The following is a 14,313-nucleotide window of genomic DNA, read 5'->3' on the forward strand; positions in this document are numbered from 1 at the left end:
GCACAACCTCGCCCTCGCCGGATAGGCGAGCGGACCGCCACACGGCCAACCACGCCCGAGGCGACTCGTAGATCATTTACGGGACAAGCCTTAGGAAGACGATGAGCTGCGGCCCGACGCAAGCAGCGCGCCGGACCCGTCGCCCACAAGACCCCTCGCGCAACCAGCGACGGCGCTCATGCACGGCGGGATCATCAACGCAATGCCGCCGGCCCTCGCTACTTTCCATTGCGCATGCGATCTGCGCCTGACCGGCCCCCTGCCACGCCAGCTCGCCCGCCTCCTGACCGTGACCGGCACCGACCAGGTACTCACCCTCGAGGACGCTACCGCCGGCAAGGCCGCCGAGTAGCAGGAGCGCGGGTGGCCTCTCCACGGCCGAGCCGCATCGCGACGGACATCCGGGTCACCATGTCCGTTCCGATACCGCCGTCCGACGCCACCAAACCCTCGTCACCTGCGCGTTCTCATTCTGCTGGGACACCTGGTTCAACCCTCCAGCCGACGTTGCGGCCGCAACAGCGAGGCCGGAGCAGCGAGGCCGGAGCAGCCCAGCAACCCGGGCCGCCCCGAGAGGGGGCCCAGCCAGACCCCACCAGCCCCACCCGGCCAGCTGGCCTCGCGCGATACGGGCCGTCCGGGCCTGGCTCGACCCCTGGACCAGCCTCCAGCGATGCTGGAGAGCCTGGACGAATGCACCCCAACCCCCAGAACTCGGCCCTGATCAACGCCCTCGACGCAGGCCACCAACTTGACCTCTACGCCTCGGGGTAACAAACCACCGCTAGACACCCCACCCCGCACCCGGACACCACGGTCGGCCACGAAGACCTCGCCTCGAGCGCTGGCAACAACGCGGCTGGCTACGACGCGGGCGGACGCTAGATCGCCATACCGTACCGTATGGTACGGTCCTGAGATGGCGCGTAAAAGCAACTGGATCGACACTGCGGTCGCGGTGCTGACCGATGAGGGTTCGGCTCACCTGACCATTGATCGCTTGTCCGCCGAACTGGGGCTGAGCAAAGGCTCCTTCTATCACCATTTCAAGAGTTACGACGCTTTCAAGGGGGAAGTGCTGTCCCGTTACGAATGGGAAAGCACCACTTCTTTGATCGCGGCGGCCGAAACCGATGGCGAGCAGGACCCCATCCACAAACTGCGACGGTTGGTGGAACTGGCCACCGAGCCGGGCGTCCAGGCGGGACTTCAGGGAGCGGTGCGCGCATGGAGCATGCAAGACCAAGCCGTGCGCGCTGTCCAGGATCGCATCGACCAAGCGCGCCTGGACTACGTCAGCAGCCTGTGGCGCGAGTTCGGTTGCTCCGCGGACGAAGCGCTCACCCGAGCGAAGACCCTGTACCTGCTCCTGGTCGGTGGGCGGCAACTAGCCGCCTACGTGACCGCCGAGGACCTCCGGGAAATCTGCTTGCGGGCGATCGCGGCCGACTCGCGCGAGCCTTCGACCGAGCAGGGCCGGTAGACCTGATGAGCCCGCTACGCGCAGATCTGCAACGCTACGTCCAAGCGGCCGACCACATCGATCAAGTACATGCTCGAGCTGCCATGTCCCTTCGGGAATGTGTGAGCGTGGTCATGTCCTGGCGTCCCTGGTGGCTGAAAGCGCTTTTCCTCGCCCGTAGAGCACTCGCCCGGATGCTGCGCATCGACCACCCCGTCGACACAGCCACCGACGACCTGCTCCCCGATCGCCTCAGTTTCATCAACGGCGACAAGATCGCCTTCTTCACGGTGACTGCCGCTGACGAAGAGGAATTCGTCGTGCTCACGGCCGCCGACACGCATTTGACCGTGCACCTCGTCGTGAATCGCGAACGGACCGGACCGGGCCCCGAGAATACGTTCCGATTTCTCACAGTCGTGCACTATCACCGCTGGACGGGCCCGCTCTACTTCAACCTGATCAGGCCTTTCCACCGTCTGATCATGCGGCGCCTGATTGCCGCAGTCACCAACTATGAGAGGTCACCCGGATGAGCCGACTTTCACGCCTGGTCCCACGACTCATCATCGCCACCGCTGTACTGCACTTCGCGTACGCCGTCGCCGCCCCGAACAACTGGCTGCCGATGCTCAGGGACGGTCTGTTCGACACCGTCCGCGGCCAGAGTGACGTCATCGCAGCGGAACGACATGGGGACCTTTGGTTCCTGATCACCGGCATCGGTCTGCTCGCGCTCGGGACGATGGCTCAGCAGACCGTCAGGCAGGTGGGGCGCCTACCCGTGCAGGTAGGCAGCTACCTCCTGGCGATCGGGACCATCGCTTTCGTCGTCGAGCCCGTGTCCGGCGCCGTACTGGTCATCGCCTTGGGTGTCCTCGCGGCGATTGCCGCTCGACCGTCCCGAGCCGGCGCCGCGGCGCCTGCGCCCCCAAGGCTCCCAGGGTCGCTCGGGCATCGGGTAGTACGGCCGTCCACCGGCGTCGACGGGACGCCCGGAGACGCGTTGTGAAAGAGGTTCGGACATGGACCAGAATGTCGAGATCACCGAGGTCGCGGCCGGCTACGAGGCGCCGGTCGTGCTGGACGCGGGCGCCGTGGTCGCGGTGACGCTGGGCACGCAGACCTTCGACACCGCCGACGACACCCAGTACAAGACCTCCTGAGTGCGCCACGAGGCGCTGAGTAGCCGTATGGAGATGCGAAACCTTCATCGCGCGGCCGTCGCAGCGGTTGCGTAGAAGCTGAGGGTAGTCCGACCCGGGGGATGCCGGGAAGGGCGGGAAACAGCCCTGACAACGTCGGGACGTCCTGGCCCTGCCAGACGGGGCGGGTCCGGCAAGCGAGACCAGAAGGTACAGCGAGAGCGAACCGGTGGTTGAAGCCCCGTAAGTCTTGTGACGGCTCCAATCTGGTGGATATGGGCCGTTAGGCAGTGCACGGTTCCCGGGCGTTTGGGGAGCCGACTTCGCAGTGGTGTTCAGGTAGCTGCTGCGGAGACCACGCTGAAGGTCTGCGGCGTAGGCGTGGTGATGCTGCCGGGGTAGAAGCCGGGTGCCTCCATGGTCAAGCGGTCGCTCAGTGAACGCGGGATCCGCCCTGTGGTCGCCCTGATTGCGGCATCCAACCGCAACCGGGGGAAGGTCCATCGCCGACTGATGGCCGCAGGGCGGGGCGGAGGCCCCGTAGTAATCCGAGGCCGGGAGAGCCGGTCACATGGCGAAGGGGGCCAGCAAGTCAGCAGGGAGGATTTCGGAATGCCAGGAGGACGCCGGTGAATACCGACGAGCTGGAGTGGGCCTTGATGAAGGCCGAGCGACGGGTACTGGAGATCCAGACCAAGCTGCACCGTTGGGCAACTGATGATTCTCATCGCCGGTTCGACGATCTGTTCAATCTCGTGGCCGACCCCGCGTTCCTGTTGGTGGCGTGGGTCAGGGTGCGGGGCAACAAGGGGGCACGCACGGCCGGCGTTGACGCTCGGACCGCTCAGTCGGTCGAAGCAAACCCTGGAGTCGAGGTGTTCCTCGACCGGCTACGGTCGCAACTGAAGGACGGTAGCTTTCGCCCGGTCCCGGTGCGGGAACGGATGATCCCCAAGGCGAACGGAAAGCGTCGTCGTCTGGGCATCCCGACCGTCACGGACCGAGTGGTCCAGGCGTCCCTGAAGCTGGTGCTGGAGCCAATTTTCGAGGCGGATTTCCTCCCGTGCTCCTTACGGGTTCCGCCCGAAACGCCGGGCTCACGACGCGATTGCTGAGAGCCGTCACTTTGCCTCTCACTAAAGCCTCATTTCAGGCGCAGCACACTAGAAAGGCGACCGACCTTGCCCGCTTCTTCCGTACCAACTCCGGGTGCTCGCCTACTGACGGCGTTGGCCGGGGCGCAACTGCTGGTGGCGCTCGACTTCTCCATCATCTACGTCGCGCTCCCCGACATCGGGGAAAGCCTGCACTTCTCCACCGTCGCCCTCCAGTGGATCGTGAGCGCCTACGCCATCTTCTTCGCCGGATTCCTGCTGCTGGGCGGCAAGTTGGCGGACGTCTTCGGCGCCGGCCGGGTATTCCTCGCCGCCCAGCTGCTCTTCGCCCTCTCCTCGGTCGGCGCCGCACTCTCCGGCTCGGCCGCACCGCTGATCGCGGCGCGCGTCGGACAGGGGGTGGCCGCCGCCCTGCTGGTGCCCGCCACCCTGGGCCTGCTCGGCGCGGCCTACCCGGCCGGACCCGCACGCGACCGGGCCGTGAGCGTGTGGGGCACCACCGGAGCGGTCGGCCTGGCCCTCGGAGTCACGGCGGGCGGCGGCATCCTCGCGGTCGCCTCCTGGCCGTGGATCTTCTGGATCAACCTGCCCATCGTCGCGGTCTGCCTGTGCGCCGCGGGCAGCGCGCTGCGCTCCACCGCGTCCGGGGCGCGGGCCCCGGTCGCCGCCTCGGCCACGCTCACCGCGTGCACTGCGGTCGTCGCCCTCGTCATGGCCTTCACCGAACTCTCCCGCGCCCAGCCCGCCGCCCCCGTGGTCACCGCCGCCCTGGCGGTCGCCGCCCTCGCGGGCGCCCTCCTCGCCCTCAGCCGCCGCCACCGCCGCCCGCTCGTACCGCGCTCGCTGCTGCGCGTGCGGGCCCTCCAAGTCGCCTGTCTCTGCGCCGCGTTGTACATGGCGAGCTTCGGGGCCGAGTTCTACCTCGTCACCCTGTACCTCCAGGAGGTACGGGCCTACAGCGCCCTCGCCGCAGGCCTGGCCTTCCTCCCGCTGGCCGCGGCCATCGTCATCGGGAACACGGTGGCCGGCCGGGCGGCCGGGCGCCTGCCGCTCCAGCGGCTGCTGGCCACCGCCTTCGTCACCGGCGCCGCCGGCCTCCTCGTCCTCGCCCTGGCCGTCGGCGCCGACGGCGGCTACGCGCCAGGCATCCTGCCCGGACTGCTGCTCAGCGGCCTCGGCCAGGGCATGGCCTTCACCGGCATGTTCATCACCGGCACCCGCGACCTCCCGCGGGAGAGCAACGGCACCGGCAGCGCCCTGGTGACGACCGCGCAGTACACCGGCGGCTCCGTCGGACTGGCGCTGCTGGTCATGCTCCACGGGGAACGGCCCGCGGCACCGGACTTCGAGCAGACCTTCCACGTCACCGCCGTCATCGCCGCCGCGGCCGCGCCGCTGGCGCTGCTCCTCCTCGCACGCACGGGACGCAGCCCGGCCCCCGCGTCCAGGCCGGACCAGTCCGCACAGCCCAAGACAGGAGGTCATCGATGAACACCGCCCACTTACTCGACCGGCCCGGACTCCTCCCGGAGGCCCGGCGTACCGTCGAGGACTACGAGAAGAACCACGACACCTACTTCAGCCACCTGGTGCACTTCGCCCCCCGCACACTGGAGTCGCTGCACGCCCGCGGCCCCCTGCCGCCGAACGTACGCGTCGCGTCCCACACCCGTCCCGCGGTCGTCGAGCGCATGGCCACCGTCACGGAGGTGGCCAACCTCCCCGCCCAGAGCGATACCGACCGGGTCCGCTACCTGCAAGCCCTCCTCGACATCTACGGCCTGCTCCCCGTCCGGGTACGGGACCGCGCGACCGCACCGGGAGCGACGGTCGTGGCACCCGAACGCGGAGGCCGCATCCTCGCCGAGCGCCTCGGCGTCCTGCCGCAGCGCCGCAACTGGACCCCTCAGGCCAAGCGCATACCCCCGGCGGGCGGGCTCCTCGTCGGCGTCGACGAGCGACTCCCCTCGCAGGCCGACCGGCTGGTGATCGTCGACGGCGTCGTGGCCAGCGGGGTGACCCTCATGGCGATGATGCGGCTGACGGTCCGGCCCGGGGCCGCCGTGGAGATATTCACCTGCCACTCCACCCGGCAGGGCGCCCTCGCCCTCACCCGGTACGCCGAGCAGCTCGGGGTGTCCCTCACCCTCCACGCCGGTCATGTCTCGGGAGAGCCGAACGGAAAGTTCTACGCCGTGGCACCGGACGGCCCCGGGCAGCTGCTCCTCGGTGACGTCGGGGACACCATCAGCCCGGTCGCCGCCGTGCCCCCACCCCGGGGGACCACGCCGTGACGCGGCCCGCGAGCCCGGGCAGCGGGCCGGAACTGCTCAGCCGGGAACCGGCCGCGGCCCCCGGAGCAGTCGACCGTTACTTCTCGCTGACCGCCCGCGGGTCGACCTGGCAGCGCGAGGTGTTCGCCGGGACGTCCACCTTCCTGGCCCTCTCCTACGCGGGCGCCACCGTGGCCGGATCCGCCGCAGGATCCTCCAGCTTCGTGGCCTTCGTCGAGAGCGCCGTCGGCATCCGGGCCGGCGGCCGGACGGGCCTCGCGGCGGTCGTCACCGGCCTGCTCCTGTTCCTCTGCCTGTTCCTCGCTCCGGTCCTGGCCCACGTACCGGTGGAGGCAACCACCGGCGCCCTGGTCTTCGTCGCGGTCAAGATGCTGACCGCACGCCGTCCGGAGGCCGCGGGCCGCCTGGGCCTGGCCGTCACGGTGACGGCGCTGGCCGTCACCGTGGTCACCCTCGCCATCGACCAGGCGATGGCCGCTGCCTTCGTGGTGTGCGCCCTCGCCGGCGCAGCCAGCCGCCGCACGCCGCGTCCCGCCCTGTGGGTGACGACGTCACTGCTCGTGGCAGCCGTCGTCCTCCAGTACCTCAACCGCTGAGCAGCCCGCTCACCGCACCATCAAGGAGCTTCCCAATGCTGATGTCAAGCCGTTGCCGTGACAGGCGGTGTGGCTTGGTAGCACGCTCCGTCGCGGATCATGGCCCACAGAACGTTGAGGCGGCGGCGAGCGAGCGCCAGCAGCGCCTGCTTGTGCCCCTTGCCTGCGGCGCGCTTGCGCGCGTAGTAGGTCTTGGAGGCCAGGCAGCTCTTCAGGCTGGAGAGCGCGGAGAGGTACATCGCGTTGAGCAGGCCGCGGTGGAAGCGGCGTGGTCTACGGAGGTTGCCGCTGACGCGGCCGGAATCACGTGGGGCCGGCGCGAGGCCGGCGTATCCGGCAAGTCGGTCGGCGCTGCCGAAGGCACCCATGTCACCGCCGGTGGCCGCGATGAACGTGGTACCCAGCTGCTTGCCCATGCCGGGAAAGCTGAGAATCACCTCGGCGTGCGGGTACTCGCGAAACCGGGCCTCGATCAAGGCGTCGAGCTCGGCGATCTCCTCATCAAGGGCCATCACCCCCTTTGCGAGGCGAACCACCATTGCTGCAGCCAGCTTCTCGCCCGGCAGAGCGGTGTTCTGAGCCTCGGCCGCCTCCACGGCGGTCTTGGCGAGGGCTGCCGAGCTACGGATCTTGCGGTTGCGCAGCCACGTCTCGATGCGTCGGGCGCCACTGCGGCGGATCGCCGCTGGGGTCTGGTAGCCCGTCAGCAGCATGACCGGACCTTTGTTGGTCAGCTCGAGAGACCTCTCCAACGCCGGGAATATCTCCAGGAGCTGGGCCCGAAGCCGGTTGATCTGGCGAGTGTGGTCGGCAACCAGATCAGCGCGTCGAGTGGTCAGGGTGCGCAGGTCCACGGAGATGTCGTCACCGGGCCGCAGCGGCCCCAGGTCGCGGCGCATGCGCGCCTGGTCGGCGATGACGAAGGCGTCCTTGGCGTCGGTTTTTCCCTCGCCCCGGTAAGAGGCCGAGGCACGGTGCACGGTCAGGCCGGTGATGTAGACCATCGACTGCCCGTGGCTGAGCAGCAGGCCGATCAACAGAGCGGCTCCACCGTGGTTCAGGTCGACGGCCCACAGCACATCCTCTTCGAGGGTCAGGACGTGCCCGATCAGTTCCAGCAGCGCCGTCTCGTCATTCAGGACCCGGCGGGACAGCAGCCGTTCGCCGTCCGTGTTGATCACCACGCAGTGGTGATGTTCCTTGCCGATGTCCACTCCGGCCCAGATCTGGGGCACTGCCACCTCCGCCAGCTCGTCGTGTGTTCAAGACCCAGCAGACGACCTCGCCGACGTTGCCCTACACAGCGATTGAGTCGCATCTCCCAATTGGCGGTCGAGTCGTCGCGGGGCTCCGGGCGGCCAAGCTCCTTCAGCCATCTGACGCCGCCGCCATAACAGCCATACCCAGAGCCCCTGGGTCCCGCTGATCTTACGAGTGACCAGTTCGAACCACGACAAGAAAGTAGGGCCACCATGAGCAACGAGGACCTTCCCCTCCTCGCCGCGTCCGTCCGCCAGCCCGAGGGCACCCCCGACCGGCTGCGCCGCCAGATCGAGTTCGTCATCGAGGTGGACCGGCTCAAGAACGTCTTCCGGCAGAGTCCGCTGCTCGCCGCCGACCGCAAGGAGAACGACGCCGAGCACTCGTGGCACCTCGCGCTGATGACCCTGGTGCTCGCGGAGCACGCGGACGAGCCCGTCGACACCAGCAAGGTCCTCGCCCTGGTCCTCGTCCACGACCTGGTGGAGATCTACGCGGGGGACACCTTCCTGTACGACACCGCGGGCGCCGCGGATCAGGACGAGCGCGAACAGCGCGCCGCGGACAAGCTCTTCGCGCTCCTCCCGGCCGACCAGCAGGAGCACTTCCGGGCGCTGTGGGACGAGTTCGAGGCCCGCGTCACCCCCGAGGCACGTTTCGCCAAGGCCATGGACCGGCTCCAGCCGCTGCTGCTCAACTTCGGCAACCAGGGCGGAACGTGGCGCACCCCGGGGGTCACGGAGGAGATCGTGCTGGCCCGCAAGTCCGTGATCAAGGACGCTTCCGCGGACCTGTGGGAGTACGCGCAGAGCCTGATCCACGCCGGTGCGGACCGGGGCTGGGTGCCCCGGGACCACACCGGCGCCTGACGGCGGGACCGGGTCAGCCGGTCCTACGTTGTTCGTGGGTTGGACGGGCCGTCGTAAGGCCCAGAGACACAGGGTATGGCCCGCGCCCGGCCGCCCGAGGGCTCCTCCGAGCCGGGCCAGGGAGGCTGCACAGTCGCGGTCCGCGTCCGGGTAACACGAGCCCCGGGCACTCTTGCCCGGTGATGGAGGCCGCCAACGCGGAGCAGCTGCGCGCGTGCCCTGCGAGCCCGGTCGGTGTGTGCTGGGCAGCGGCCCGGCTGGCGGAGGCCCTTTGGCTTCCCGCTGCTGCCGCAGCGGCAGCGGGTGACCGCGGCCGCGGTCGGCCACTTCGTCCGGGGTGACCTCCTGGTCCGGCCGGGCGGCGACGTTGAATTCCCGGAGTTCCACCCAGCCCGCGTCCGAGGAAGCGGGCTCTCGCGGTGTGGGTCATCGGCGCATGCGCAGGGTTCCGTAGAGGCCGGCGACGGCGGTGATGACGCCGGCGAAGCCGTGCTCGCCGACGATGAGGTAGATGCCGGCGCAGGTGGCGAGCAGCGCGATGAGTACGACGCTGTCGTGATGCTGGTTGCGTGGTGTGTCGGGGGGTGGAGCCGGTTCCTGCCGTGTGGGGGGCTGCGTGGGGTCGGGGGCCGGGGTGGGGGTTGTGGGGTCGGGGGGCTGGGGTGTTGCTTCGGTGTGTGTCATGCCTCCAGGAGAGCGGCCGGCGGGACGGGATCCTAGTGATCCGTACGGGCCCGCATGGACCCGGACGGCGTCCCTCACCGGCCGGTTGATCGCGGGCTGGTCTCGAACGCTGTCGGGCGTTCGGCATCGTCCGACGCATTCCGCGTACGTACGGCCCTGGGCCCTCTAGCGTTGCCTTTCGGACTGGGGAGGGTGATCCGGTGACAGACGACGACCCCGGGATCGAGCCGAACGATGCTGCCGCCGTGGACGCGTTCGAGACTGCGCTGCGGGCGTTCGCGGGGGAGCTGAACCGGCTCCACATCGCCCACGGCGCCCCGTCCTACACGGTCATGGCCGGCGCCTCGGTCCGGCCGAGGCTGACGAGGGCCGGCCTCAACGAGATGCTGACCGGCAAGCGGTTCACCTCCCTGGAGGCCCTGCTCGAGTTCGTCCGGGTCGTCACCATCCCCCCGGGCCTCCCGCCCGCCGCAACTGCCGGCTTCCGCGCGGACCCGGCACTCGTGGCCGCTTGGCGTGCCCGGTGGCAGGAGGTCAAGCTGCTCCAGCGTGCGTCACAGCCGGCGAGCAAACGCCTGTCGGTGATCGATTGCGGGAGATCGGCTGCGGGGAGATCGGCCCGTGAGACGGTGTACGCCTTGCCATCCGACAGCCGGAAATAACGCTCCCTCAGGTTACTCGCCGGTCGCTGCCGCGGGCGGTTGTGGCTACTCGGCCGGCCAGGTCTGCCGCCGATGGGCGAACCGTCGGCCTGCACGCTCCAGGAGCCGCCGGTCAGTATGCGGCCGGCCGCGTAAGGTCGGCACGGGCCGCGGGCGCCATGCTCCTGGTGGTGACTTGTCGGAGGAACACGTGGAAAAGGCTGAGCTCCAGCGACGGTCGCATGCCGACGCGGGAGGCCCGGGTGCGGGCACGGATGGTCTGCGCGAGCGCGGATTCGCCCGCTACGGCGCCGAGCAACTCGGTGTCACCCCAGCCGGATCCGCCGCGAGGGACCTGGCCAGGATCCGGGAGGTATTCGCAGAACTGCCACCCGACCCGTACGCTCCGGGGACGAATCGGTTCCGCCGGTACTCCCATGCCGTGTACCTGCCGTGGAAGGGCGAACTGTCCTGGATTCCCGGAACCCCCGACCCCGTGCACGGTATGGTGACCGACTTCTCCCAGGGCGAGGACGTCCCTGAGTACCCACGGAAGCGGCGTGTACTCCCCGAGATTCCCGAGGCACTGCGCGGCAACGCGCTGCTGCTGAGACTCCTGCGCTGGGACATCGAACAGGTCCTGTCCCTGCAGAATTTGGGGAGACGGCCGCTGTGGGCAGGTGTCCACCTGATCAAGCTCGGCGTCGAACATCCCGGCCAGGACGCTGTTTCTTCCCCGAACTGCCTGCACCAGGACGGAGGCTCGTCCAGCACCTTCACCTTCGCCCACCTGATCAGCCGTACCAACGTCAGCGGAGGGCAGAACGTCATCGCCACACCGGACAGCGCGGGCCTCCAGCCCGACGACCCGTGGGCGGACCTCCATGCCCGCTTCACCCTCACCGACCCACTCGATGGGTACGCCGTCCACGACCACAGAGTCAGCCACTACGTCGGGCCGGTCCGCGTCGGCTCCGCGCCGGGACCTGGCGAACGATCCGTCATCATCGTCGGCCTCGCCCCGTACGTCCCCCAGCTGTGACACGAACACCGGCACCGCCCCGAGCCCGCCGGAGCCCGCGAGGGGCGGCGCAAGCCAAGCCACCGCAGTGCGGAGACCATCTCGCGGAATTCGGGGGGAGCCGATCCATGCCGCGAAACAGCGCTCCGAACCCTCCGCGCCGACTGGACCGCGCCACCTGAAGCAGGCCCGTCACCACGTTCTCGTCCTTGAAGGAAGAACCCGTCGAACGTCACCGCCGCGCGCGCCCTCACCGAGGCATTGACGGCCCCTACCCGCAGGGACGTCGTGGTCCTTGGGTACTCCGGCGCGGGGAGGTCTTCGCCGCCGACACGCGCAACGCCGGACACGACGACGTGGCCCCGCCGCTCGGCGTTCCGGGAAGTGAACCCGGACGTGCCCACCGCCGCTCGGAATCCCCCGCCTCGGGATCCACGGCTGGTCCCACGACCTGGAGTCCGGTGAGACGAGCGCCCACAGGCCCGGTAGCGAAACGCTCCGCCCCGTCTGACGCCCGCGTCGCGCTCCGTGGCTCGAACACAGGTTGAACTTCTCGCGGGAGGGCAGCCGTATGCGGCGGGCCTGAATCGGATGACCGGAACACGGTGCGCGGGGTTTCGCCCCGCAGACTCCATGACAGGCTCGCCCAAGTTACGTGACGCTCGATTGCCAAGGAGTGTGGCTGTGTCCGACAGAAGCGTGGCGACGCTGGCTCTGCACTACCGCGACGAGGCACCCGTGCTCGTGGCGTTGGGTGGGACCTCGATTCCGTCCCGGCTGAACGTCGTCGATCCTTCGGGGCGGATCGTGGCCGTGTACGAGGTTGGCACGCCCACCGAATCCGGCACCACGCGCCCCGACACGGAAGGCGCTTTCGGTGCCGACGACGTGATCGAAGTGTCCGGAGGTGCCGATATCGACTTCATCGCGCTGGAGCGTGATGCCGGCGGAGGCTACTTCGTCAGGGCTGCGGTCGGCGGTCGCGAGCAGGTGTTCGCGGCCACGGTGAACACCGCCACCGGAAAGGTCCTCTACGACGCCGGCGGAACACCGGCGGTCCGGACCACCCCGGCGAGCGGGGTGGTCACCATCCTGTGAGGCCGTGGCCGTGCGAGCCCCTCCGGGCGGATACGGGGTCACTCACCGGTGAGTCACCCGTCGGTGGCGGTACCGGGTCGGAGGATCCGTCGGCCGGGCGGGGGCATCTGGAGTGCCTCGGAGGTTCACCTGAACGGCGCCCACCGCCGCCTCCCCGCCCGCCCGGTGGTTGACGCTGGGCGTGACGCGGTCTTGTGGCGCACGGTGTGGACGGAGCCGACGTGCGGGGCCGACGAACAGGGGGACCTCTCATGAGCGGCACGCCCACGTGCTCTCCTGGGCCGTGATCCAAGAATCGGGCAGCAGGTGGCCGAGTCGGCCAGGATGTGATGCCGCAACCGGCCTAGCGGTGGTTTGTTGACGGCGGCTCAGGGTCGTAGTAGGCCCGTAGGAGAGGCACTTTGCCTTGCTGCTGGAGGTTGTGATGACCCGTCGTGTGCCGTGTCCGCCCCGCGCCGGGTCCGCTGGAGGGTTACGCAGCACAGTTCGATGACCTGTTTTCCACGCTGGCACAGCGTCGCGGGTTCCGGGAGTACCTGACCGGGCTTTTGCTACCGCGGGACCGTAACAAGACGCTGACCTGCCTCGCCGGGGTTGAGCCCGTGGTCGGGGCCCAGCACCCGGCGGTGCAGCGGTTGCAGTTCTTCCTGTCCGAGTCGACCTGGGACCACGAGCGGGTCAACGCCCGCCGGGTGGAACTCTTGCTCGCCGACCCGGCGACGATGCCCCACGCGGGCGGGGTGCTGGTGATCGATGACTCGGGTGACCGCAAGGACGGGAACGCGATCGCGCACGTCGGCCGGCAGTGGCTGGGCCGGCTGGGCAAGACCGACAGCCCGGAGTCCGGTCGCCACGACGGCTCGTACCGCCCCCACCGGCACGAGCGGATCGGGCAGCGACTTCAGCCGGGCCGCGGCTGGCCGGTCCCGTCCGCCGGGCAGGGCGACGAGCGGCAGCAGCTCGTCCCGCAGCCCTTCGGCGTGCGTCACTCGCACGAGCGAATCGAGCTCGGCCCCGTCGCCGTCGAACCCTCGAGCCGCCGCCCGTCGAGCCGCGCAGTGAGCTCCGCGATGATGCCGGCGGCCACCCAGGCGGGTACCAGCCGGACGGCGCCGGCGTTCCGGTCGAGCCCCCCCCCGCAGGTGTCCGAGCGGGCGGGCCGGCGCACACCCCCGCGACACGCCGGCCCGCCCGGTCAGAGGCAGGTTTCCACCGCGGACGGCGGTACGAAAAGCACACCGACGGCCCGCGGATTGTCGATCTTCAGCTCCTTCACGTCCCCGATGACGCGGCTGCCTGCCTTGGGCGGGAGCTGGAGCTCGTCCGGCAGCTCGTCCGCTGTGATGTCCTTGCCGACGTAGGCGACGGACAGCGTGCCTGTGCACTTCGACGGGTCCGGGGGCGCGGTGCCGGGCACCCAGCCGCTGGGCGGACCGGCCACGACGGAGGCCGGGGCACCGGCCCGGTCGTACTCGAACTGGTACGACGCCACCCGCTCGACGACGTACGCCCGCGTGTCCACCCAGTAGTGGACGACCTTGAACGCGACGCCCTCGCAGGGCCGCTCGTCCTCCGGCGGCTCGAACTTCACCCCGGATGTACGCAGGTCGAACTCGGTGGGGCCCAGCGCCTGGAAGTAGGCGGCCTGCGCCAGGTCGCCCAGCTGGGCCAGCGGCACGCACGGTGGAGGTGTGAGGGTCGGCGCCGGGCTCCGGGGGGTGATCGGGATGAGCGACGGGGACGCGGACGGCGACGGGGACCGGCTCACGGACGGCGAGGCCGAGGACGCGGTCGGTCCCGCGTCCCGCACGGACGCCCCCCGGGCGCCGGAACAGCCGACGATGGCGAGCAGCGCGAGGGGCAGGACGGGTACGACGAGCACGCGTAATCGGCGCATGCGGCCTCCTGGTCGGGCACGGCTGAGTCGACTCCGAGCGTGCCATCCGGCCGGGCTCCGCCACATCCGTAGAACCACCTCCGTAGACCGGGCGCGCGGGCGACAATCAGGAGGTACCGGCCGACGGGCCGACTCGGGGGGGGTGTCTCTATGTCCTTCGTCAAGGACGTGGTGCCGGGTATGAGGTTGTTTGGGGTGGTCATGCGGCGAGGGTGATGGTGGGGGTTCTGG

General features: G+C 69.6%; 15 protein-coding genes and 2 pseudogenes. 14 read left to right on the top strand and 3 right to left on the bottom strand.

Annotated elements, in window-relative coordinates:
* Positions 1 to 178 precede the first annotated feature (178 nt).
* The 9 genes and pseudogenes from ACFWTC_RS37110 (at position 179) to ACFWTC_RS37150 (ending at position 6,612) form a co-directional block, all read left to right on the top strand.
* Positions 179 to 352 carry a hypothetical protein gene (locus ACFWTC_RS37110; RefSeq protein ID WP_383926845.1) on the top strand — a complete coding sequence of 58 codons (174 nt, stop codon included), beginning with the start codon at positions 179 to 181 and terminating at the stop codon, positions 350 to 352.
* Between the two features lie 567 nt (positions 353 to 919).
* On the top strand, positions 920 to 1,483 hold the full coding sequence (locus tag ACFWTC_RS37115; RefSeq protein ID WP_384030376.1) for a TetR/AcrR family transcriptional regulator: 564 nt from the start codon (positions 920 to 922) through the stop codon (positions 1,481 to 1,483).
* A gap of 5 nt (positions 1,484 to 1,488) precedes the next feature.
* Complete coding sequence (locus tag ACFWTC_RS37120; protein ID WP_383926851.1) at positions 1,489 to 1,998, top strand: DUF2867 domain-containing protein; 510 nt, start codon at positions 1,489 to 1,491, stop codon at positions 1,996 to 1,998.
* The gene (locus tag ACFWTC_RS37125; protein WP_383926854.1) at positions 1,995 to 2,474 is read left to right on the top strand and encodes a DUF6463 family protein; all 480 of its coding nucleotides are present in this window, start codon (positions 1,995 to 1,997) and stop codon (positions 2,472 to 2,474) included. The genes ACFWTC_RS37120 and ACFWTC_RS37125 overlap by 4 nt, the downstream gene beginning before the upstream one ends.
* Before the next feature lie 13 nt (positions 2,475 to 2,487).
* Positions 2,488 to 2,628 carry a lasso RiPP family leader peptide-containing protein gene (locus tag ACFWTC_RS37130; RefSeq protein ID WP_383926856.1) on the top strand — a complete coding sequence of 47 codons (141 nt, stop codon included), beginning with the start codon at positions 2,488 to 2,490 and terminating at the stop codon, positions 2,626 to 2,628.
* 608 nt (positions 2,629 to 3,236) lie between these two features.
* Positions 3,237 to 3,741 (top strand): annotated as a pseudogene (locus ACFWTC_RS37135) (group II intron reverse transcriptase/maturase); the annotation flags it as partial.
* 95 nt (positions 3,742 to 3,836) lie between these two features.
* Positions 3,837 to 5,213, top strand: coding sequence for an MFS transporter (locus ACFWTC_RS37140; protein WP_384030374.1), 1,377 nt, complete (start codon positions 3,837 to 3,839; stop codon positions 5,211 to 5,213).
* A complete protein-coding gene (locus ACFWTC_RS37145) occupies positions 5,210 to 6,016 on the top strand; it encodes a hypothetical protein (RefSeq protein ID WP_384030372.1) in 807 nt (268 codons plus the stop codon). Before ACFWTC_RS37140 ends, ACFWTC_RS37145 begins: the two co-directional genes overlap by 4 nt.
* Positions 6,013 to 6,612, top strand: coding sequence for a SulP family inorganic anion transporter (locus ACFWTC_RS37150; protein ID WP_384030370.1), 600 nt, complete (start codon positions 6,013 to 6,015; stop codon positions 6,610 to 6,612). Before ACFWTC_RS37145 ends, ACFWTC_RS37150 begins: the two co-directional genes overlap by 4 nt.
* 44 nt (positions 6,613 to 6,656) lie before the next feature.
* Here ACFWTC_RS37150 and ACFWTC_RS37155 read toward each other — a convergent pair whose 3' ends face one another.
* Positions 6,657 to 7,853, bottom strand: a complete 1,197-nt coding sequence (locus ACFWTC_RS37155; RefSeq protein ID WP_384030368.1) for an IS110 family transposase — start codon at positions 7,851 to 7,853, stop codon at positions 6,657 to 6,659.
* Between the two features lie 231 nt (positions 7,854 to 8,084).
* Between ACFWTC_RS37155 and ACFWTC_RS37160 the strand changes: the two genes are divergently transcribed.
* Complete coding sequence (locus ACFWTC_RS37160) at positions 8,085 to 8,741, top strand: HD family hydrolase (RefSeq protein WP_383929332.1); 657 nt, start codon at positions 8,085 to 8,087, stop codon at positions 8,739 to 8,741.
* A 426-nt stretch (positions 8,742 to 9,167) separates the two neighbouring features.
* Here the strand turns inward: ACFWTC_RS37160 and ACFWTC_RS37165 are convergent, their stop codons facing one another.
* A complete protein-coding gene (locus tag ACFWTC_RS37165; RefSeq protein ID WP_383929335.1) occupies positions 9,168 to 9,425 on the bottom strand; it encodes a hypothetical protein in 258 nt (85 codons plus the stop codon).
* 200 nt (positions 9,426 to 9,625) lie between these two features.
* On the opposite strand from ACFWTC_RS37165, the gene ACFWTC_RS37170 reads away from it, so the two are divergent.
* The 4 genes and pseudogenes from ACFWTC_RS37170 to ACFWTC_RS37185 form a co-directional block, all read left to right on the top strand.
* Complete coding sequence (locus ACFWTC_RS37170; RefSeq protein WP_384030366.1) at positions 9,626 to 10,087, top strand: hypothetical protein; 462 nt, start codon at positions 9,626 to 9,628, stop codon at positions 10,085 to 10,087.
* 190 nt (positions 10,088 to 10,277) lie between these two features.
* Positions 10,278 to 11,108, top strand: a complete 831-nt coding sequence (locus ACFWTC_RS37175; RefSeq protein ID WP_384075060.1) for a 2OG-Fe dioxygenase family protein — start codon at positions 10,278 to 10,280, stop codon at positions 11,106 to 11,108.
* Between the two features lie 663 nt (positions 11,109 to 11,771).
* Positions 11,772 to 12,185 carry a hypothetical protein gene (locus tag ACFWTC_RS37180; RefSeq protein WP_384030362.1) on the top strand — a complete coding sequence of 138 codons (414 nt, stop codon included), beginning with the start codon at positions 11,772 to 11,774 and terminating at the stop codon, positions 12,183 to 12,185.
* 434 nt (positions 12,186 to 12,619) lie between these two features.
* Positions 12,620 to 12,964 (top strand): annotated as a pseudogene (locus ACFWTC_RS37185) (transposase); the annotation flags it as partial.
* Positions 12,965 to 13,380: 416 nt separating this feature from the next.
* On the opposite strand, the gene ACFWTC_RS37190 reads toward ACFWTC_RS37185, so the two are convergent.
* The gene (locus ACFWTC_RS37190; protein ID WP_384030360.1) at positions 13,381 to 14,082 is read right to left on the bottom strand and encodes a hypothetical protein; all 702 of its coding nucleotides are present in this window, start codon (positions 14,080 to 14,082) and stop codon (positions 13,381 to 13,383) included.
* Positions 14,083 to 14,313: the final 231 nt, after the last annotated feature.

It is taken from the genome of Streptomyces sp. NPDC058619 (assembly GCF_042717785.1).
Lineage (GTDB): Bacteria > Actinomycetota > Actinomycetes > Streptomycetales > Streptomycetaceae > Streptomyces.

Coding starts and splice junctions, on each gene's coding strand:
- ACFWTC_RS37120 (WP_383926851.1), top strand. CDS start 1,489: ATGAGCCCGCTACGCGCAGATCTGCAACGCTACGTCCAAGCGGCCGAC.
- ACFWTC_RS37145 (WP_384030372.1), top strand. CDS start 5,210: ATGAACACCGCCCACTTACTCGACCGGCCCGGACTCCTCCCGGAGGCC.
- ACFWTC_RS37130 (WP_383926856.1), top strand. CDS start 2,488: ATGGACCAGAATGTCGAGATCACCGAGGTCGCGGCCGGCTACGAGGCG.
- ACFWTC_RS37110 (WP_383926845.1), top strand. CDS start 179: ATGCACGGCGGGATCATCAACGCAATGCCGCCGGCCCTCGCTACTTTC.
- ACFWTC_RS37190 (WP_384030360.1), bottom strand. CDS start 14,082: ATGCGCCGATTACGCGTGCTCGTCGTACCCGTCCTGCCCCTCGCGCTG.
- ACFWTC_RS37160 (WP_383929332.1), top strand. CDS start 8,085: ATGAGCAACGAGGACCTTCCCCTCCTCGCCGCGTCCGTCCGCCAGCCC.
- ACFWTC_RS37115 (WP_384030376.1), top strand. CDS start 920: ATGGCGCGTAAAAGCAACTGGATCGACACTGCGGTCGCGGTGCTGACC.
- ACFWTC_RS37165 (WP_383929335.1), bottom strand. CDS start 9,425: ATGACACACACCGAAGCAACACCCCAGCCCCCCGACCCCACAACCCCC.
- ACFWTC_RS37125 (WP_383926854.1), top strand. CDS start 1,995: ATGAGCCGACTTTCACGCCTGGTCCCACGACTCATCATCGCCACCGCT.